Origin of the sequence: Parundibacterium terreum, assembly GCF_014636315.1 — a bacterium.
GTDB lineage: Bacteria > Pseudomonadota > Gammaproteobacteria > Burkholderiales > Burkholderiaceae_D > Undibacterium > Undibacterium terreum.
On the sequence record NZ_BMED01000001.1, the window covers coordinates 1,739,969 to 1,758,798 of the forward strand.

Here is an 18,830-nt window from a genome sequence, read left to right on the forward strand (position 1 = left end):
AACGTAATTCACGCACCAAAACCAATAATGGAGACAGCGTAATGAAATTCACCCCCGAGCACATACAGCTCGCTGATACGGTCACGAAATTCGTGCAGAACGAAATCAATCCCCATGTGAAAGCTTGGGAAGATGCCGAGGAATTTCCCTCCCACCAGCTATTCAAGAAGCTGGGGACGCTGGGCCTGCTCGGTGTGAAATACCCGGAAGAATTTGGCGGGCTGGGGCTGGACTTTTCTTACTCTATGGTCATGGCGGAGGCTTTGGGTGCCTGCGACTGCAGCGGTGTGCCGATGGCGATAGGCGTCCACACCGATATGTGTACCCCGGCGCTGGCGCGCTTTGGCTCCGACGATTTGCGCCGTGCTTATCTCGCCCCTTCCATCGCCGGTGATATGGTCGGCTGCGTAGGCATCAGCGAAACCGGCGGCGGTTCGGATGTGGCAGCGATCACGACTTCGGCCCGCATCGAAGGTGACGACTATGTGATCAACGGCTCGAAGATGTGGATTACCAACGGCATGAAGGCAGACTGGTGCTGCCTGTTGGCCAATACCTCGGAAGGCGCGCCGCACAGGAATAAATCGCTGATCATCGTGCCCATGGATGCCGCGGGCATCACGCGCCAGAAAATCCGGAAGATAGGCATGAATTCTTCCGATACCGCGCAACTGTTCTTCGACAATGTGCGCGTGCCGCGCCGCAACCTGGTGGGCCAAGAAGGCATGGGCTTTACTTTCCAGATGTTGCAATTCCAGGAAGAAAGGCTGTGGGGTGCGGCCAGCTCGTTGAAAATGCTGGACCGGCTGATCGACCAGACCATTACCTATACGCGGGAACGCAAGGCTTTCGGCAAATCGATACTGGACAATCAGGCCGTTTACTTTCGTCTCGCCGAGTTGCGCACCGAGGTGGAATGCCTGCGCTCGATTACTTACCGTGCGGTGGAAGCCTATGTGGACGGCAAAGACGTGACACGGCTGGCATCAATGGCCAAACTGAAATGCGGCCGCCTGATACGCGAGGTGGCAGACAGTTGCCTGCAATACTGGGGCGGCATGGGCTATACCTGGGATAACCCTATTTCTATGGCCTATCGCGACGGCAGGCTGGTATCCATAGGCGGCGGCGCCGATGAAGTCATGCTCGGCATTATCGCCAAACTGGAAGGCACGCTGCCGGGGAAATCGCTATGACTACCGTGACAACCGCAAGCTATGATGATCTGTCCACCGTCAAGCGCCGCTATGCCGATGGCGTATTGACGCTGAGCCTGAACCGGCCTGAATCGCGCAATGCGATGTCCATCCTGATGGTGAATGAATTGCTGCTGTCGCTGGAGCAGGCCGAGAACGATGGCGCTGTCCGCATCATCGTACTGCGCGGCGAGAATGGCCATTTTTGCTCGGGCGGCGATATCAAGGATATGGCAGCGGCACGCATGCAGCCGGAGACGGCGGGCATAGATGCCATCGCCGAGGTCAATGCCCGCTTTGGAGAACTATGTCTCGCCTATGCCCGCACGCCGCTGGCAGTGATCGTTGCGCTGGAAGGTGCGGTGATGGGCGGCGGCTTCGGGCTGGCCTGCATCGCCGATGTAGCGCTGGCCAGCAGCAGTACACTGTTCCGCTTGCCGGAGACCTCCATCGGCCTGGTGCCGGCCCAGATTGCCCCTTTCCTGGTCGAGAGGCTAGGTTATTCGGAAGCAAAGCGCCTCGCAGTCACCGGCGGCCACATCAATGCACAGGAGGCATTGAGCCTCAGGCTGATCCATGAGCTACACGTCGATGCCAACGCTCTGGACGCCGCAGTACACGCCAATATCCACAAGATACTGCAATGCGCGCCGCATGCGGTGGCGGCCAGCAAGGCATTGATGGCGCGCGCCCGGCTGGAAGCGCCGCAAGCGCTGATCCGCGATGCCGCAGCCGTATTCTCGCATGCGGCACGCAGCGTGGAAGGCATGGAGGGAGGCATGGCTTTCCTGCAAAAACGCAAACCGTCCTGGGTAGCTGCAAATAATGAAGCGCAATAATGGAGCATGCATGTTTGAAAAAATCCTGATTGCCAATCGTGGTGAAATTGCCTGCCGGGTCATACGCTCCGCGCGCGCGCTGGGCTACCGCACGGTTGCAGTCTTCAGCGAAGCAGATGCGGATGCGCCGCATGTCGCGATGGCGGATGAGGCTGTCGCCATCGGCCCATCCGCCCCGTCAGAATCCTATCTGCGCATAGACAAACTGATTGCCGCGGCAAAAAAAACCGGAGCCGGGGCCATCCATCCCGGCTATGGCTTCCTGTCGGAAAACGCCGCATTTGCACAGGCTTGCCAGGATAACGGCCTGGTCTTCATTGGCCCGCCAGCCGAGGCGATTACGCTAATGGGCAATAAGGCGGTAGCCAAGGCACGCATGACGGCGGCAGGTGTTCCGGTATCGCCCGGCTATCTGGGGCAGGAGCAAGGTGAAGCGCATCTGCTGGCAGAAGCCGCGCGCATAGGTTTTCCGCTGCTGGTCAAGGCAGTGGCGGGAGGCGGCGGACGCGGCATACGCGTACTACAGCATGCAGCGGAATTGCCCACAGCAATTGCCAGCGCAAGACGGGAGGCTCAATCCGCCTTCGGCGATGGCAGCCTGATGCTGGAAAAAATGATCGTCAATGGCCGCCACATAGAGATACAGGTATTTGCCGATGCGCACGGCAACGCGGTCTATCTGGGCGAGCGCGATTGCACCGCCCAGCGCCGCCGGCAAAAAGTCATAGAGGAAGCGCCGTCTCCTATCCTGACTCCGGCCCTGCGCGAACGCATGGGCAAGGATGCGGTGGCTGTGGCACTGGCAGTGGGCTATCGCGGCGCCGGCACAGTGGAATTCATGCTGGACCAGGAGATGCAGCACTATTTCCTTGAAATGAATACACGTATGCAGGTGGAGCATCCTGTTACCGAGATGATCACCGGCTACGACCTGGTGGAGTGGCAGATACGCGTTGCGGCCGGACTCCCTTTGCCGGTGACACAGGAACAGATACGTTATAGCGGTCATGCGATAGAGGCCCGCCTGTATGCTGAAGACCCCTATACCGACTTCGCTCCGCAAACCGGCGAAATCGTCTGGTGGCAACCCGAGCGTGCCAAGGCCCATGCTGGTGTCCGCATTGATGATGGCATACGCAGCGGCAGCGTGGTGTCGCCCTACTACGATGCGATGGTGGCCAAGATCATCGCGCATGGCAGCGACCGAGCAGACGCTATCCGCAGACTGACAGCTGCGCTGGAAGATGCCCCTTTGCTGGGTCTGCCCAACAACGGCCGCTTTTTGCGCGATCTGGTGAATCACGAGGATTTCAAACACGCAAGAATGACCACGACCCTGCTGGACACCTGGTCGGCCAATGGCGAAGCGCTGCTGAAACGCCCGGTGGCACCTGACGAAACCTGGTGCACTGCCGCAGCCATACTCGCGGCAGGAGAGCAAGGCATGGGCGCGCGTGCAGACAGCGTGGCAGCGTTTGACATCAAACTGGATAGCGACGGGCTGCAACGCTCTTTGCGTGTGACGCCATTACCGGATGGACTGATCAGCGTAAGCAGCAATCAGGAAAATCATCAACTGCAGATACTCTCGCTGGAAGAAGGATCACTACGCTACGTCTGGGATGGCGTCATCAAAAAAATTCCGGCACTACGGAAGAAATCCGGCACGGATGATGTGCTGTACCTGGTAGTTCGGGCCGCCGTATTCAGCTTCACCGAAGCCTCCCCCTTCCCCGCAGCAAATGCCGGCCAGGATGCGCGCCGTGTGCGCGCGCCGGTTGCAGGTGTCGTCACGCAGATCAGCGTGCAGGTCGGAGACGCGGTCAGCGCCGGTCAGCCTCTGGCCTGTGTAGAAGCAATGAAAATGGAAATGTGGCTGACCGCGAAAGCAGATGGAACAGTGAAGGCTATCAGCGCAAAACCCGGTGAGCAGGTCAAGGCCAAGGACTTGCTGATGGAGCTGGAAACAGGCGAATAAGGAAATCCCCTACTGCAAGATTGCTGCAGTGCGAGGAAATAATAAGCAACAAGCAAAAATTGGAGACCACCATGCAAAAAGCCGTACTAACCTGCGCCCTGACCGGCGTGCTGACCAACCCCAAACAACACCCGGTTCCCGTTACTCCGGCCCAGATGGCTGCCGAGGCGCGCGACGCCTACAATGCAGGCGCCTCCATCATGCATGTGCATTTGCGCCAGCAGGAAGAAGGTGCAGGCCACATGCCCAGCTGGGATCCTGATGTGGCAGCGGAAGTGTGCGATGCAATACGCGCCGCCTGCCCCGGTGTCATCATCAATCTGACTACCGGCGTAGTGGGCAAGGACATATCCGGCCCGGTCGCCTGCATACGCAGGGTCAAGCCGGAGATCGCCGCCTGCAATGCCGGCAGCCTGAATTACCTGAAGATCAAGGAAGATGGCCAGTGGGCCTGGCCACCCATGGTATTCGACAACCCGGTTTCCAAAGTGCAGGCAATGCTGGACGTGATGGCGGAAACGGCGACCCATCCTGAATTCGAATGTTTCGATGTCGGCATTGTACGTGCGGTAGGCATGTTCCAGAAAGCCGGCATGGTAAGCAATGCCGAGTACAACTTCGTAATGGGCGTCGCCTCGGGCATGCCGGTGGATGCCGACTTGCTGGCGCTGTTGTTGCGCTGGATTACGCCAGGGGCATTGTGGCAGACCACACTGATAGGCCGTTCTGAAATCTGGCCCGTGCACCAGGTAACCGCAAACCTGGGCGGCATGCTGCGTAGCGGCCTGGAAGACACCTTCTACCTGCCCAATGGCGAACGCGCAAATGGCAATGGACAATTGATACAAGAACTTGCACAATGCGCAAAGCGTGCAGGACGCGACATTGCCAGCCCGGCAGAAACCAGAACAATCAAGGGCCTGGCCTGAGCATAGCGGGTGGAGCCTTCCTCCACCCTGCCCCGCAGCAATTCCAGCTTTAGTCCCTAGGTCCAGATGTAGTTTCAGCCATTTACTAACGCCTTTCGTCAGGAGAGTATAGTGAGTTCAAACGCTGCGTCCATCCCCTTTGTATCCGCACCTGCACGCTTCCTGGCAACCGCCAAGCGCCTGGGGACCAAACCCGCCTACTATATCCGCGACCAGACTGCATGGCAGCCCACCAGCTGGGCTGATTATTCAGAGCAGGTACAGGCCGCCGCGCGCGCCTTGCTGGCATTGGGTGTGCAAAAAGGCGATGCGGTCTGCATACTGGGCTTCAACCGGCCCGAATGGGTCATCATTGATATTGCGGCGATGATGGTCGGCGCTGTCGCAGCCGGCATCTACTGGACCAGTGCAGCGGAAGAGATAGAATATATCGTCAATCATTCCGGCTGTACCGTCATGCTGGTAGAAAACGATGCGCAATATGCAAAGCTGGCAGAGCAAAAGCACCAGATGGAGAAACTGCAGCATATGGTGCTGATGCGCGGTACCGCAGCCACCAGGCCAGGGCAAATATCCTGGGAACACTTCCTGTCCATGGGCACGCAGGACTATGTCGCCGAGCTGCATCAGAGGCTGGCGGCGATACAGCCACAAGACCTGGGAACGCTGATCTATACTTCGGGAACGACGGGGCCATCCAAGGCTGTAATGCTGAGCCATAACAACCTGTGCTGGGCAACCGCCTCGCTGTGCAATGCAGTCAGCAGCGACGAAAACGACAGGATGATTTCCTATCTGCCGCTGGCGCATATCGCCGAGCAACTGGGCAGCATCCACAACCATATCTATGCGGGCTATCCGGTGTATTTTGCCAACAGCATGGAAAGCCTGGGCGAGCATTTGCGCGAGGTAAAGCCGACCTTCTTTTTCGGCGTGCCGCGCGTGTGGGAAAAAATGCATGCCACCATCGCCGGTAAAATGGCCGCAGCAACCGGCATCAAGGCCGTGCTGGCCAGATGGGCGATGCGCACCGGCCGCCGCTGGCATGCGATGGACCTGGCCGGCCAGCAGCCGGGCGCTTTCCTGAACTGGCAAAAGAACAAGGCCGACAAGCTCATCTATTCGAAAATCAAAGAAGCCCTTGGTTTTCAGCACGCACGGATACTGATTTCTGCCGCCGCTCCCATCGCACTGGAGAACCTGGAATTTTTCTCCGGGCTGGATCTGGTGATACGCGAAGTATATGGCCAGTCCGAAGACTGCGGCCCTACGTCCATCAGCCAGCCAGGACATACCAGGCTGGGCTCTGTCGGCAAGCCGCTGGCGGGCAGCGAAGTCAAGATTGCTGAAGACGGAGAAATACTGGTACGTGGACCGCATGTATTCCAGGGCTATATGCGACGGCCGGAAGAAACTGCTGAAACCTTACAGGATGGCTGGCTGCATTCCGGCGACCTGGGACATTTTGACAGCGACGGCTATCTTTACGTCACCGGCCGCAAGAAGGATTTGCTGATTACTTCCGGCGGCAAAAATATTTCTCCGGCAAACATAGAAGCTGCATTGATGAGTACACCGATGATAGAACATGCGATCGTCTGCGGTGACGGCAAGCATTTCCTGACAGCATTACTCACTTTGAAAGCCGATGCAGTCAATGCCTTTGCCAAAGAACATGGGCTGCAGGGAGATAATCTGACCCAGCATCCACAGATACTGGCAGAAGTGCAGCGTGCCATCGACGAGGCCAATACCCATCATGCGCGTGTGGCGGCAATACGCAAGTTTACGGTACTCCATCAGCCGCTATCGGTTGACACCGGTGAATTGACTGCTACGATGAAGATCAAGCGCAAGACCGTCATCGAGAGAAATAAACAGGTGGTCGCGCAAATGTATGAAACAGAGTAGAAGCAAACACAGCCGGAGAGCAGCATGAGTGAAATAGCTAAAGCCACAAAAGCAGCAATCATCCCATGCCTACGCTATAGCGACGCACCGGCGGCGATAGAATGGCTATGCACACATTTCGGTTTCAGCAGGCATCTGATAGTGCCGGGTGACAATGGGAGCATACTCCATGCGCAACTGAGGTTTGGAAATGGCATGATCATGCTGGGATCCGCGTCCAGGGATGACAATGAATACAGCCGCATGCTGAAACAGCCCGATGAACTCGGTGGCGCACAAACGCAGACCGTGTATGCAGTGGTCAATGATGCCGATGCGGTCTACCAGCTTGCAAAAAAGGGCGGTGCTAGAATCGCGATAGAGATCAAGGACGAAGACTATGGCGGCCGCGGCTTCAGTTGCTACGATCTGGAAGGACATCTTTGGAGCTTCGGCACGTATGATCCATTTGAATGAAAATGACCTGAGACTATAGTGAAATTCAACAAAGCCCGTATAAAACGCTTTTTAGCGGATTCAGCCCTCCGATAATTTACCATCATTGCCAATGTGTGCGTCCGCACAGACCGGCATTCGGTAATCAGTAAAACTTTTCAGATATGACACCGCTGAATGAATAGAGCAAACAATGAAAATAATTTCTGTAATTGTCGTCATTTTCCTCACCGCCTGCCTTTCAGCTTGCACAGGAGTGCCCGACAAGATCGAGCCCGTACAAAACTTTGTGGCAAGCAGGTACTTGGGGAAATGGTATGAAATTGCTCGCCTCGATAACTCCTTCGAGCGCGGACTCAGCAAAGTGACTGCTGAATACAGTTTGCGTGAAGATGGCGGCATCAAAGTGATCAATCGCGGCTATTCCTCAGAAGACGGCAGATGGAAAGAAGCCGAGGGCAAAGCCTACTATGTGCAAGGGCCACACATTGCACATCTTAAAGTATCTTTTTTCGGTCCGTTTTACGCCAGCTACGTGGTATTCGAACTCGACAAAAAAGACTATCAATATTCATTGATTAGCGGCCATGACAAATCCTATTTGTGGTTATTATCCAGAACACCCTCTATTGACGAGATCACAAAAAAATCATTGATTGCAAAAGCCTCAGCCGCTGGATTTGACACGGGAAAATTAGTATTCGTGAACCAAAATTAGAATTTCATCTAGGTTGAGAGAGCAGCGGCATTTGCCGATGGAGAAATCCCGTTCAAGATGAAATCCATTAACTCCTTCACTGAACGGATAGCGTTACCAAACGGCAGAGGCTCGGAACCCCGGAAAAAAAGGCCGCGTTTTACGTCTCCAGCCAAAGCAAAAGCCAACTGCGTATCTATGCAAAACTGGCCGGACTTCTCCAGACCATCGCGCAAACCGCATTGCTGCAGACAATCGAACCCGACTGTGCATTCCTTTATGCCAGCTTTTGATTGCAGCTTTGCTTCCTTGCGTAAGTAATTCTCCAGCCATGGCGTGCGCACCGCACGCGCCGGCAATCCGGCAACGCTCATGAAGGTGACGATGTCTTCCTCCTGAGCGTCCACCAGTGTCTTCTTGAACAGCGGGTGGGCATCGCCCTCCGCAGTCACAGCAAATGGTGTGCCCAATTGCACACCATTTGCCCCTAGCGAGATCATGTCATGCATCTTCTTGTGGCTGTTGATGCCTCCGGCCACGATCAGCGGGATAGCCTCAGGTTCAAGCTGTAGTTCCTTCATGACTGCAATGGTCTGCTCCAACACGATAGCAAAACCAAAATGCGGGCTATTTATTTCTTCCAGCCCAGCGGCCCCGAGATGGCCTGCGGCATATTGCGGATTTTCTATGACTATGGCATCCGGCAGGCGATTCTTGCGCATCCATTTTTTTAGCAATAGAGAAATGCCGCGCGCATCGGACAGGATGGGGATCAGCGCGATTTGCTCGAAGTCCCTGGTCAGATCCGGCAGATCCAGCGGCAGACCGGCACCCACCACAATCGCATCGGCACCGCTGATGCAGGCCTGCCTGACATAGTTGGCATATTCCGAAACAGCCCGCATGATGTTAACAGCCACCATGCCATTGCCTGCTGCTGTCTGTTTCGCGGATTTTATTTCCCTGTCCAGAGCGATCAGGTTGGCATGATCAATCGCTGCCTTGTCGCGTGATTTTCCGGTTTGCTGCATCAAATCGGCATGGTGCCGGCGCAAATCCACACTGGAGATGGTACCCATCGCGCCCAGCCGGGCCACGCTACCGGCCAGCTTATGGGCGGAGACGCCCACTCCCATGCCTCCCTGGACGATAGGCAACAGGCCCTTGCCCTTTATTCGTAGAAGAGGAAAAGCACTCTGTAACATGAGAATATCCGCCAGTCTGAAATCGAAGTTGCTGCACTGTAGCAAATACGAACTCGCTGATACTTGATCTCAATCAAATCGCACAGAATTGCTTTTTGAAAGAATGGTGGCCGCTGCGACCAAAAAATTGACGTACGTCAATTCATCGCCATTTAAGCAGATTTTTGCGCAAACCGGACTGGACGGGACATGCTACAAAGCCTACGCTGGGAACAGGTTCTTTCAGTCAAAGAGGAGAAATATGACTTATCAATCCATACTGGTGCATGTCGATCAATCCAGAAATGCCACAGAGCGCATGCGTATCGCCGCCCGCATTGCCATTGCAGAGCATGCTCATTTGATAGGTGTCGCGATGACTGGCGTGTCGCGCTGGATGTACGCCAATAGCGCACCGATGTTTGCCGATCCCGGCATGCTCATAAATCTGGACATGCTGCGTGACAAAGCCCAAAACGCGCTCACGGAATTTGAAGGCATCGTCAAGAGCATGGGCGTGGAATCCTACGAGACCCGGCTGGTGGACGACGAGGCCGCCGGCGGTCTCAGCATGCAGGCCCGCTATTCGGATCTGGTCGTGATAGGCCAGACAGATCTGGAAGATCCGTCTCCCAGCGTTACACCGGATTTTCCAGAGTATGTGGTGCTCAATTGCGGCAGGCCGGTGCTGATCGTGCCCTACGTCGGGCACTTTGCGACGGTAGGTGAGCGTGCGTTGCTTGCGTGGGACGCAGGGGTGCCGGCTGCACGTGCGGTCAGCGCAGCCATTCCACTGCTCAGGCGGGCGAAGATAGCGCAAGTGGCGGTGTTCAATGCGGCTGGTGACCTTGGCAAGCATGGCGAACAACCCGGCGCAGATATTGCGCTCTACCTGGCCAGGCATAAGGTTAAGGTCAATGTTTCAGAACAGCACGCAGAATCCGATGTCGGCAATGCGCTATTGTCGCTGGCGACGGATTTCGCTTCCGACCTGATCGTGATGGGTGGCTACGGGCATTCTCGTTTCCGTGAAATCCTGCTGGGCGGGGTAACGCGCACCGTGCTTGATACGATGACGGTACCGGTACTGATGTCGCACTAAGAAGTCTTTCTGCTATTCAATAGGCCACCTGGCTCTCCAGAGTGGCCATTTTGCCATTTTTTTACTTTACACGGCCAAATCTCTATTTCTGCAGCGCAAACTCCGCGCGTTTTGATTTATATCAAGATAGTTAGCCTCGCCTCGCCCTACACTCAAGCCATCTTATGCCCGCCTCTCGTCAGCAGGAAACAAATTATGGCAGTATCCACCTTCTCCGCAAACCCAGCCCAGCCTATTGACTTTGATGCAGCGCTGATACGCAGACTGAAGCAAAGCGGGCCGCGCTATACTTCTTATCCTACCGCCGACCGCTTTTCCGCTGATTTCAAGCCTTGGGATTACCTGCATGCCGTTGCCAGCGTGCGCGTGCAAGGCATACGCCCGCTATCCCTGTATATCCATATTCCTTTTTGCGACACCGTTTGCTATTACTGCGCCTGCAACAAGATCGCAACCAAAGACCGGAGCAAAGCCGCGACCTACCTAGCCTACCTGAAGCGCGAAATCGAAATGCAGGGCAAGCTGTTCAGTGGTATCAACCAGGTAGAACAACTGCATTTCGGCGGTGGCACGCCAACCTATCTGAGCGATGAGCAAATGGATGAACTGCTCGCGCACATACGTCGCTGGTTCAAGCTGGCGCCGGACGACATAGGCGAGTATTCGATAGAAGTGGATCCGCGCACCGTAACGCCGCAGCGCATACAGAACTTGCGCCGGCAGGGATTCAACCGTGTCAGCCTGGGTGTGCAAGACTTTGACCCGGACGTGCAAAAGGCCGTCAACCGCATACAGCCGGAACAGGAAACGCTGGCAATTATCCAGGCCGCGCGAGACGCGGGCTTCCGCTCCATCAGCATAGACCTGATCTACGGGCTTCCCAGGCAAAATCTGCTCAGCATGAGCCAGACCCTGAGCAAGGTGATTGCCGCCTCCCCAGACCGGATAGCCATCTACAATTATGCTCACTTGCCCCATGTCTTCAAGCCGCAAAGACGCATCAATGAAAGCGAGCTGCCTGGCGCAGACGCCAAGCTCGACATGCTGCATCTATGCATCACGCGCCTGACTGGCGCCGGCTATGTATATATAGGGATGGACCATTTCGCCAAACCCGGCGATAGTTTGGCCGTCGCCCAGCAGCAAGGGCGCCTGCACCGCAATTTCCAGGGGTATTCGACGCATGCGGATGCCGATATGATCGCCTGTGGTGTTTCCGCCATCAGCGCCGTCGGCACCACCTATAGCCAGAACGAAAAAACCCTGGATGCCTACTACGAACGTATCGCACAAGGCGAGCTGCCTATGGCCAAGGGTATCACCCTGACCATGGATGACCTGATACGGCGCAGTGTGATCCAAAGCCTGATGTGCCATTTCGAACTTTCCCGCAGCGCTATCGAATTATCCTACCCGGTCAGCTTCAATGAATACTTTGCGGAGGAGCTGGGCAGGCTGCAGCAGTTTGAAGCAGATGGCTTGGTACGCTTTGACGGAGACTGGATATGCGTTACTGAAAAAGGCCGTCTGCTGATCAGAAACATCAGCATGGTGTTCGACCGTTACTTGAGCCACCGACCGGAACCGGCACGCTATTCCACGACGATCTAAGACCATGGCGACCATCAACCTGATACCCGTATTCCTGACCGGACTGGTTGGAAGCCTGCACTGTATAGGCATGTGTGGTGGCATCGTCAGCGCTTTTTCAGTCAGCGCCAGCCCCCTGAACGGACGGCCCTTCCCCGTTCCTGTGGTAGCGGCAGCGAATTCCCGTATGGCGACGCATAACGCACAACCGATATTGCAGCATGCGGCACGCGCACTCAGCTATAACGCCGGCAGAATCAGCAGCTATATGCTGGCAGGGGCATTGGCCGGCGGCGTGGGTAGCGGCGCATTACTGCTTGCTGGTTTAGCTCCGCTGCAACAATTTTTTTACTGGGCCGCCAACCTGATGTTGCTTGCCATCGGCTTTTACCTGATGGGTGTCTGGCGTGGACTGCCGGCGCTGGAAGCCGCGGGCCAATTTGCATGGCGCCGCATCAGCCCGCTGACCGCTCGCTTGCTCCCTTTGGACAGTAATGCAAAAACACTTGCGATGGGTGCACTATGGGGCTGGCTGCCGTGTGGCATGGTGTATTCCAGCCTGCTGACGGCGATGCTGTCCGGTTCAGCCCGCTCAGGTGCGCTAGTCATGCTGGCGTTTGGCGCCGGTACCCTCCCACTTTTGCTGGCTATGGGAACGCTGGGTGCCGGCGCCAGGAAAAAAATGCAGAAACCGGCATTCCGGCTGGCCGCAGGATTATTGATAGCGGCATTCGGCCTGCTGGGGCTGATACGTGCCGCCTATGGCTCGCAGGCATCCTGGTTGGACAATTTTTGCATTACACCGCATCTAGCTCCGAGCAGCATCCAGATGGAGCGGCCATGAAACCTGCCCCCGATTTTGATACCGCAGCATTCTGCTTTCATTGCGGCCTTCCCGTGCCTGCCGGCAGCCGCTGGGCGGCCACTATTGATGGAAACACACGTGCCATGTGCTGCCCCGGCTGCCAGGCAGTAGCCGAAGCCATCGTCAGCACGGCCGGTTCTGACTATTATCGCAATCGGAGCGATTATTCTGCCACCGCCAGCGGTAGAGATGATCTTGTTCCCGCCCAGTTGCAGGCAATCGATGTCGCCGCCCAGGAATCAGCTGGAACCTCCTGCGAAGCTGTCTTTTCAATTGAAGGCATACGCTGCGCCGCCTGCGTATGGCTGATCCAGCATCGTCTAGGCGCTTTAACGGGCATGCAAAGCGTCAGCATGAATGTCTCTGCGGAAAAACTTTACGTGCAGTGGGATAGCCAGTGCTGCCGCCCCAGTCAGATCATACAGGCGCTGCATCAGATCGGTTATACCGCCCATCCCTACGACGCACTGGAGCATGGCGACAGGGTACGCCGCAGCAGTAAGCAGTTATTTCGCCAGTTGTTCATCGCCGGCCTGTCCATGATGCAGGTAATGATGTATGCATTTCCTTCCTATCTGTCCTCCAGCTTCACGATAGAAGAAGAGCATGCGCAGCTATTGCGCTGGGCCAGCCTGTTTTTGACATTACCCGCCGTCTGTTATTCCGCTTTGCCATTTTACAGGGGTGCATGGTTCAGCCTGCGCGGCCGCAGCCTGGGCATGGATGTTCCCGTTACGCTGGGCATACTTGCCGCCTTTGGCGCCAGCGCAATAGCAACCTGGAACAATCGCGGAGATGTTTATTTTGATTCCGTGACAATGTTCATCTTTCTGCTGCTATGCAGCCGCTACCTGGAAATGGCGGCCAGGCGCAAGGCTTTTGAGCGTTTGGAAAAAATGCAGCGTACCTTGCCCGTCACCGCATGCAGGCTGGCGGATTATCCACTCAATCAAACTGAAGAGCTAGTCAGTGCAAACCAGTTGCGCATTGACGACGTCATCCTGATACGGTCTGGAGAGGCTATCTCTGCGGACTGTACCATCATCAGCGGCGCCACGGCGATCGATGCGTCCTTGCTCAGCGGTGAAAGCCGGCCCCTGCCCAAGGAAGCTGGCGATGAACTGCCCGGGGGAGCCATCAATATTCAGCAGGCTGTCATAGCACGAGTTCTGCGGGTGGCAGAAGGCAGCCGTCTATCCGCGCTGATCAGGCTGACCGAACGCGCGGGCATGAACAAGCGCGAAACGACTACATGGGTGGACCAACTGGCCTCATGGTTCGTCGCAACACAAATACTGTTGTCAGTCTTGTTCTTTGCTCTATGGCAGATGATAGACCCGGCCCGCTCCTGGCCGATTGCGATTGCAATACTGGTTGTTTCATGCCCTTGCGCGCTCGCGCTGGCAACGCCTAGCGCCCTGGCATCTGCGGTAGACCGCATGCTTGGGCAAGGCATATTGCTGATGCGCACCGGCATGCTGGAAACCCTGCCGCTCGTCACGCATGTGATCTTTGATAAAACCGGCACACTGACAATAGGCAAACCGGCAATCCGGCATATCCAGACTTATTCTACGGTGAGCGCATCACAGTGCCTGCAACTGGCAGCCGGACTTGAATCCGGTAGCCAGCATCCGCTCGGCGAGGCGCTGAAACAGGCTCAGCGCGCATCATTGGTAGAGGATGGGTGCGATCAGGAACGAATGCAAGCTTTTGCTACGGAGACCCATACCGAACCTGGCAAGGGACTGCAGGGCTCCGTGAAGGGTGTGAGCTACCGGCTGGGAAGCAAAAAATATATAGAAGAACTTCTAGGGTATGCGATACCAGAAAAGACAAACCCGCAATTTTCTTCCATCTATCTGGCGGGCGAGAACTCTTGTCTGGCACGTTTTGACATGCAGGATGCTGCGCGTGATGAAGCGGCCACTGTCGTCCGGCAGTTGCGGGACGCAGGCAAGGAAGTGATACTGCTTAGTGGCGACGACCAGCAAATTGCCCAGAATATCGCCTGCAAGCTCGGCATCAGCACGGTATACGGCAATCAGTTACCGGAACAAAAGCTGCAATTCGTCCAAAACCTGCAGCGATCCGGCGCGGTAGTCGCCATGATAGGTGACGGCATCAACGACGCGGCAGTGCTGCGCGCGGCTGATGCCTCGTTTGCAATGGGGAACGGCGCAGCAATGGCACAAGTCAATGCAGATGCCGTACTGCTGTCTGAAAATCTGGATTCAGTGTTGAACACTTTCTCGCTTGCGCGCGCTACCGGCAGTGTCATAAGGCAAAACCTGCTGTGGGCTGGAGTGTATAACCTGATCGCGATACCGGCTGCAGCCTGCGGCTACGTAAGCCCCTTATGGTCCGGGGTCGGGATGGCTGCCAGCTCAATGATAGTCGTCGTCAATGCGTTGAGCCTGCGGAAGCTCCACCAAATCCGGAAAATGCCCCCCAATACTGAAAACAATGGCCGTGATGCGACCACGCTGCCTGCAACGGTGGACCAGAAAGCCTGACATGGAATCCTTATATCTGCTGATACCTATCAGTGTTCTTATTGTTTTCGTCGCCATCTGGATCTTTCTGGCAATGTCCGACAGTGGGCAGTTCGACGATATGCTGGGCCCGGCTCTCAACATCATTCAAGACGATGATCGCGCTGCTCTTCCCAGCAGCGATGAAACCAGGCCTCCCCGCCATCCCTGCAATGCAAATACGAAAGCTAAGTAGCCTGCGGCATGCCCTTATGCCACTGCAAAATGATCAAGATAGATGAACAGGAGTAAATGAAATGCGCAGCAATATGCCCGTCAGCAGTATGGAACAAGAATTGAAAGAAGGTGATCCGATTGTTTCCAAGACCGACCTAAAAGGTCGTATTACCTATGTCAATCCCAGCTTTATCAATATCAGCGGTTTTAGCGAAGAAGAGTTGCTGGGCCAGCCGCATAATATTGTGCGCCATCCTGATATGCCGCCGGAAGCCTTTGCCGACCTGTGGGATACCTTGAAGCAGGGTCTGCCATGGACCGGCATGGTGAAGAACCGCTGCAAGAACGGCGACTATTACTGGGTACTGGCAAATGTTGCCCCTATCCGTGAAAACGGCAGCGCCACAGGATATATGTCGGTCCGCAGCAAACCAAGCCGCCAGCAGATAGACCAGGCAGAAGCCCTGTATACCCAATTCCGCGCTGGTGACGCCGGCGGCCTGCAGATCAAGCAGGGAGCAGCAATCCAGCGAGGATTGCCGGGTCTGTTGTCGTGGGTAAGGAACCTGTCTACCGGCAGCCGCATCAACTACGGCATGTCGGTGCTGACACTGCTGTTCATCCTGGCCAGCCTGAATTCTTTCGGCTTGATAGGCGGCAGCGGCACCCGCATGCTATTCAATACCGGCATCACCATCTCCGGAATCGCCAGCATCCTGTGGCTATGGCATGTGCTGTATGAAAGCATCGTCGCTCCCATCCAGCGCGCCACCGATGCGCTGTACGCCTTGGTGGGAGGCGACCTGACAAGCAAGTTTGAGGCTACCGGCTATGGCGATATGGGACAGATGCAACGTGCACTGCAACAGCTGAACGTGAACCTGAAAGCCAGCATAGGCGATGTACGCAACAACGTAGCATCCATGGCGATATCCACCAGCGAAATCGCGACAGGAAACATGGATCTGGCCAGACGCACAGAAGCGCAGGCTGCCAGCCTGGAAGAAACTGCAAGCAATATGCAGCAATTTGCCGCCAGCGTCAAAGACAATGCCCGCAATGCGAAGCATGCCGACAAGCTGGTTGCGGAAGCATCCGATATCGCAGCCAAAGGAGGAGAGGCGGTTGCAAAAGTGGGCAGCACCATGAACGACATCAATGCGTCAGCCGGAAAGATAGGCGAAATCATCAGCCTCATTAATGATATTGCATTCCAGACCAATATCCTTGCCCTGAATGCAGCGGTTGAGGCAGCACGCGCCGGGGAACAGGGACGCGGATTTGCAGTGGTAGCCACGGAAGTGCGCATGCTGGCGCAAAAATCGGCAGCGGCAGCCAAGCAGATCAAGGCGCTGATTGACGAGTCTGTGGAAAATGTGGGCATAGGCAATCAACTGGTCGACGAGGCACGCAACACCATGCAGGAAATCGTCGGCTCAGTACAGAGAGTCACCGATATCATGAGCCGGATTGCGGATGCCAGCCAGCAGCAGAGCACCGGCATAGACCAGGTGAACAAGGCCATCGGCGAGCTGGACGGCGTAACACAGCAGAATGCCGCGCTGGTTGAGCAAGCTGCCGCTGCTGCCGGCAATCTGGATGAACAGGCGATCAAATTGAGCCAGGCTGTAGCTGTATTCAAGTTCGACGTGCAGCCGCACACGCAATTAAGCTCAAGCATATTACGCCCCGTTCGCAAGGAACAGCTGGCGCATTCCTCACAAAAGGTGCAGCGGGCGAATGTTATCCAATTGACAGCAGCCAAGGCCGGCTCGGCTGAAACTCGCCCTTTCCGCACTCGCCCGCAGTTGCATCTCACTAAAAAATAGCCGGTAATTTCTTTTCGGCTTGATGCATATCAAGGAATAAAATCCGGCCTCCCCCTATGCTACTCCCATGATCGAAGTAATTTGGGAGAGTATGTGTGGATACTGCACTGAACTATAACTATAAGGTGGTAAAGCAATTTGCCATCGCAACTATCTTCTGGGGCGTAGTAGGTATGTTGGTCGGCGTCATTATCGCCGCCCAGCTTGCATGGCCGGAGTTGAATTTCGATATTCCATGGCTGACCTATGGCCGTCTGCGGCCACTGCATACAAATGCAGTGATCTTCGCCTTTGGCGGCTGCGCGCTGTTTTCCACATCCTACTATGTCGTACAGCGTACCTGCCAGGTGAGGTTATTCTCTGACGGGCTGGCTGCATTCACTTTCTGGGGCTGGCAACTGGTGATCGTGCTGGCGGCGATTACCCTGCCGATGGGCATCACACAGGGCAAGGAATACGCAGAACTGGAGTGGCCGATAGACCTGCTGCTGGCGGTCGTCTGGGTTTCCTACGCTGTTGTCTTCTTCGGTACGCTGCTGAAACGCAAGGTACCGCATATCTATGTCGCCAACTGGTTCTTCGGCGCCTTTATTCTCACTGTCGCACTGCTGCACATCGTCAACAGTGCAGCAATGCCGGTGTCATTGACCAAGTCCTATTCCGCCTACTCAGGCGTGCAGGACGCGATGATACAGTGGTGGTACGGGCATAACGCGGTAGGATTTTTCCTGACTGCGGGCTTCCTGGGGATGATGTACTACTTCATCCCCAAACAGGCGGAACGGCCCGTGTATTCTTATCGGCTGTCCATCGTCCACTTCTGGGCACTGATATTTACCTACATGTGGGCAGGGCCGCATCACCTGCACTACACCGCTCTGCCGGACTGGACCCAGTCCATAGGCATGGTGTTCTCGCTGATTCTGCTAGCGCCTTCATGGGGCGGAATGATCAACGGCGTCATGACCTTGTCGGGTGCCTGGCACAAGCTGCGTACTGATCCCATATTGAAATTCCTGGTCGTATCCCTGTCCTTCTATGGCATGGCGACTTTTGAGGGACCGATGATGTCGATCAAAACGGTCAATGCCTTGTCGCACTATACAGACTGGACCATAGGCCACGTCCATGCAGGCGCCCTGGGCTGGGTGGGCTTCATCACGATGGGTTCCATGTATTACCTGATACCCCGCCTGTCGGGCAAGGTCGAGATGTGGAGCAAGCAACTGGTGGAACTGCACTTCTGGGTAGCGACGATAGGCATCGTGTTGTACATAGCGGCCATGTGGATCGCCGGTGTCATGCAAGGCCTGATGTGGAGAGCTGTAAATTCAGACGGCACGCTGACCTATACCTTCGTAGAGTCTGTCAAGGCGACCTATCCCTACTATGTGATCCGCTTTGGCGGGGGATTGCTCTACCTGAGCGGCATGCTGCTGATGGCATTCAATGTATTCATGACCGTACGCGAAAGCAAGACCGCCAATGCACGCATACCGGTATTCGCCGGCGTGAAGGCCTGAACGAACGCAAACAGCACATTGCACACGAAAAAAATGAGGAG

15 protein-coding genes are annotated in these 18,830 nt (G+C 55.8%); 14 read left to right on the forward strand and 1 reads right to left on the reverse strand.

Annotation, left to right across the window (positions count from 1 at the left end):
* Positions 1–41: 41 nt before the first annotated feature.
* From IEW12_RS08110 to IEW12_RS08140, 7 genes are all read left to right on the forward strand, one after another.
* Complete coding sequence (locus tag IEW12_RS08110) at positions 42–1,196, forward strand: acyl-CoA dehydrogenase family protein (protein ID WP_188565404.1); 1,155 nt, start codon at positions 42–44, stop codon at positions 1,194–1,196.
* The gene (locus tag IEW12_RS08115) at positions 1,193–2,035 is read left to right on the forward strand and encodes an enoyl-CoA hydratase/isomerase family protein (protein ID WP_188565405.1); all 843 of its coding nucleotides are present in this window, start codon (positions 1,193–1,195) and stop codon (positions 2,033–2,035) included. The genes IEW12_RS08110 and IEW12_RS08115 overlap by 4 nt, the downstream gene beginning before the upstream one ends.
* A gap of 10 nt (positions 2,036–2,045) precedes the next feature.
* On the forward strand, positions 2,046–4,013 hold the full coding sequence (locus tag IEW12_RS08120) for an acetyl/propionyl/methylcrotonyl-CoA carboxylase subunit alpha (protein ID WP_188565406.1): 1,968 nt from the start codon (positions 2,046–2,048) through the stop codon (positions 4,011–4,013).
* 71 nt (positions 4,014–4,084) lie between these two features.
* Positions 4,085–4,942 carry a beta-keto acid cleavage family enzyme gene (locus tag IEW12_RS08125; protein ID WP_188565407.1) on the forward strand — a complete coding sequence of 286 codons (858 nt, stop codon included), beginning with the start codon at positions 4,085–4,087 and terminating at the stop codon, positions 4,940–4,942.
* Between the two features lie 111 nt (positions 4,943–5,053).
* On the forward strand, positions 5,054–6,853 hold the full coding sequence (locus IEW12_RS08130) for an AMP-dependent synthetase/ligase (protein ID WP_188565408.1): 1,800 nt from the start codon (positions 5,054–5,056) through the stop codon (positions 6,851–6,853).
* 24 nt (positions 6,854–6,877) lie between these two features.
* Entirely contained in the window at positions 6,878–7,309 is a 432-nt protein-coding gene (locus IEW12_RS08135; RefSeq protein WP_188565409.1) for a VOC family protein, read from the forward strand.
* Positions 7,310–7,481: 172 nt separating this feature from the next.
* Positions 7,482–8,006 (forward strand): lipocalin family protein, encoded by a 525-nt coding sequence (locus tag IEW12_RS08140; RefSeq protein WP_188565410.1) that lies wholly within the window; start codon positions 7,482–7,484, stop codon positions 8,004–8,006.
* 8 nt (positions 8,007–8,014) lie between these two features.
* Here IEW12_RS08140 and IEW12_RS08145 read toward each other — a convergent pair whose 3' ends face one another.
* A complete protein-coding gene (locus IEW12_RS08145; RefSeq protein ID WP_188565411.1) occupies positions 8,015–9,190 on the reverse strand; it encodes an NAD(P)H-dependent flavin oxidoreductase in 1,176 nt (391 codons plus the stop codon).
* A gap of 241 nt (positions 9,191–9,431) precedes the next feature.
* Between IEW12_RS08145 and IEW12_RS08150 the strand changes: the two genes are divergently transcribed.
* The 7 genes from IEW12_RS08150 (at position 9,432) to ccoN (ending at position 18,789) form a co-directional block, all read left to right on the forward strand.
* Positions 9,432–10,271 (forward strand): universal stress protein, encoded by an 840-nt coding sequence (locus IEW12_RS08150; protein ID WP_188565412.1) that lies wholly within the window; start codon positions 9,432–9,434, stop codon positions 10,269–10,271.
* A gap of 195 nt (positions 10,272–10,466) precedes the next feature.
* The gene (hemN, locus tag IEW12_RS08155) at positions 10,467–11,882 is read left to right on the forward strand and encodes an oxygen-independent coproporphyrinogen III oxidase (RefSeq protein WP_188565413.1); all 1,416 of its coding nucleotides are present in this window, start codon (positions 10,467–10,469) and stop codon (positions 11,880–11,882) included.
* Between the two features lie 4 nt (positions 11,883–11,886).
* On the forward strand, positions 11,887–12,705 hold the full coding sequence (locus IEW12_RS08160; protein ID WP_188565414.1) for a sulfite exporter TauE/SafE family protein: 819 nt from the start codon (positions 11,887–11,889) through the stop codon (positions 12,703–12,705).
* Positions 12,702–15,242: a heavy metal translocating P-type ATPase gene (locus tag IEW12_RS08165; protein WP_188565415.1), complete on the forward strand. Its 2,541-nt coding sequence runs from the start codon at positions 12,702–12,704 to the stop codon at positions 15,240–15,242. Before IEW12_RS08160 ends, IEW12_RS08165 begins: the two co-directional genes overlap by 4 nt.
* A gap of 1 nt (position 15,243) precedes the next feature.
* Positions 15,244–15,456, forward strand: coding sequence for a cbb3-type cytochrome oxidase assembly protein CcoS (gene ccoS, locus IEW12_RS08170; protein ID WP_188565416.1), 213 nt, complete (start codon positions 15,244–15,246; stop codon positions 15,454–15,456).
* Positions 15,457–15,517: 61 nt separating this feature from the next.
* The gene (locus IEW12_RS08175) at positions 15,518–17,266 is read left to right on the forward strand and encodes a methyl-accepting chemotaxis protein (protein ID WP_188565417.1); all 1,749 of its coding nucleotides are present in this window, start codon (positions 15,518–15,520) and stop codon (positions 17,264–17,266) included.
* A gap of 95 nt (positions 17,267–17,361) precedes the next feature.
* Positions 17,362–18,789, forward strand: a complete 1,428-nt coding sequence (gene ccoN, locus IEW12_RS08180) for a cytochrome-c oxidase, cbb3-type subunit I (RefSeq protein WP_188565418.1) — start codon at positions 17,362–17,364, stop codon at positions 18,787–18,789.
* The last annotated feature ends 41 nt before the right edge of the window (positions 18,790–18,830 follow it).

Coding starts and splice junctions, on each gene's coding strand:
- IEW12_RS08110 (WP_188565404.1), top strand. CDS start 42: ATGAAATTCACCCCCGAGCACATACAGCTCGCTGATACGGTCACGAAA.
- IEW12_RS08115 (WP_188565405.1), top strand. CDS start 1,193: ATGACTACCGTGACAACCGCAAGCTATGATGATCTGTCCACCGTCAAG.
- IEW12_RS08120 (WP_188565406.1), top strand. CDS start 2,046: ATGTTTGAAAAAATCCTGATTGCCAATCGTGGTGAAATTGCCTGCCGG.
- IEW12_RS08125 (WP_188565407.1), top strand. CDS start 4,085: ATGCAAAAAGCCGTACTAACCTGCGCCCTGACCGGCGTGCTGACCAAC.
- IEW12_RS08135 (WP_188565409.1), top strand. CDS start 6,878: ATGAGTGAAATAGCTAAAGCCACAAAAGCAGCAATCATCCCATGCCTA.
- IEW12_RS08140 (WP_188565410.1), top strand. CDS start 7,482: ATGAAAATAATTTCTGTAATTGTCGTCATTTTCCTCACCGCCTGCCTT.
- IEW12_RS08145 (WP_188565411.1), bottom strand. CDS start 9,190: ATGTTACAGAGTGCTTTTCCTCTTCTACGAATAAAGGGCAAGGGCCTG.
- IEW12_RS08150 (WP_188565412.1), top strand. CDS start 9,432: ATGACTTATCAATCCATACTGGTGCATGTCGATCAATCCAGAAATGCC.
- hemN (WP_188565413.1), top strand. CDS start 10,467: ATGGCAGTATCCACCTTCTCCGCAAACCCAGCCCAGCCTATTGACTTT.
- IEW12_RS08160 (WP_188565414.1), top strand. CDS start 11,887: ATGGCGACCATCAACCTGATACCCGTATTCCTGACCGGACTGGTTGGA.
- IEW12_RS08165 (WP_188565415.1), top strand. CDS start 12,702: ATGAAACCTGCCCCCGATTTTGATACCGCAGCATTCTGCTTTCATTGC.
- ccoS (WP_188565416.1), top strand. CDS start 15,244: ATGGAATCCTTATATCTGCTGATACCTATCAGTGTTCTTATTGTTTTC.
- IEW12_RS08175 (WP_188565417.1), top strand. CDS start 15,518: ATGCGCAGCAATATGCCCGTCAGCAGTATGGAACAAGAATTGAAAGAA.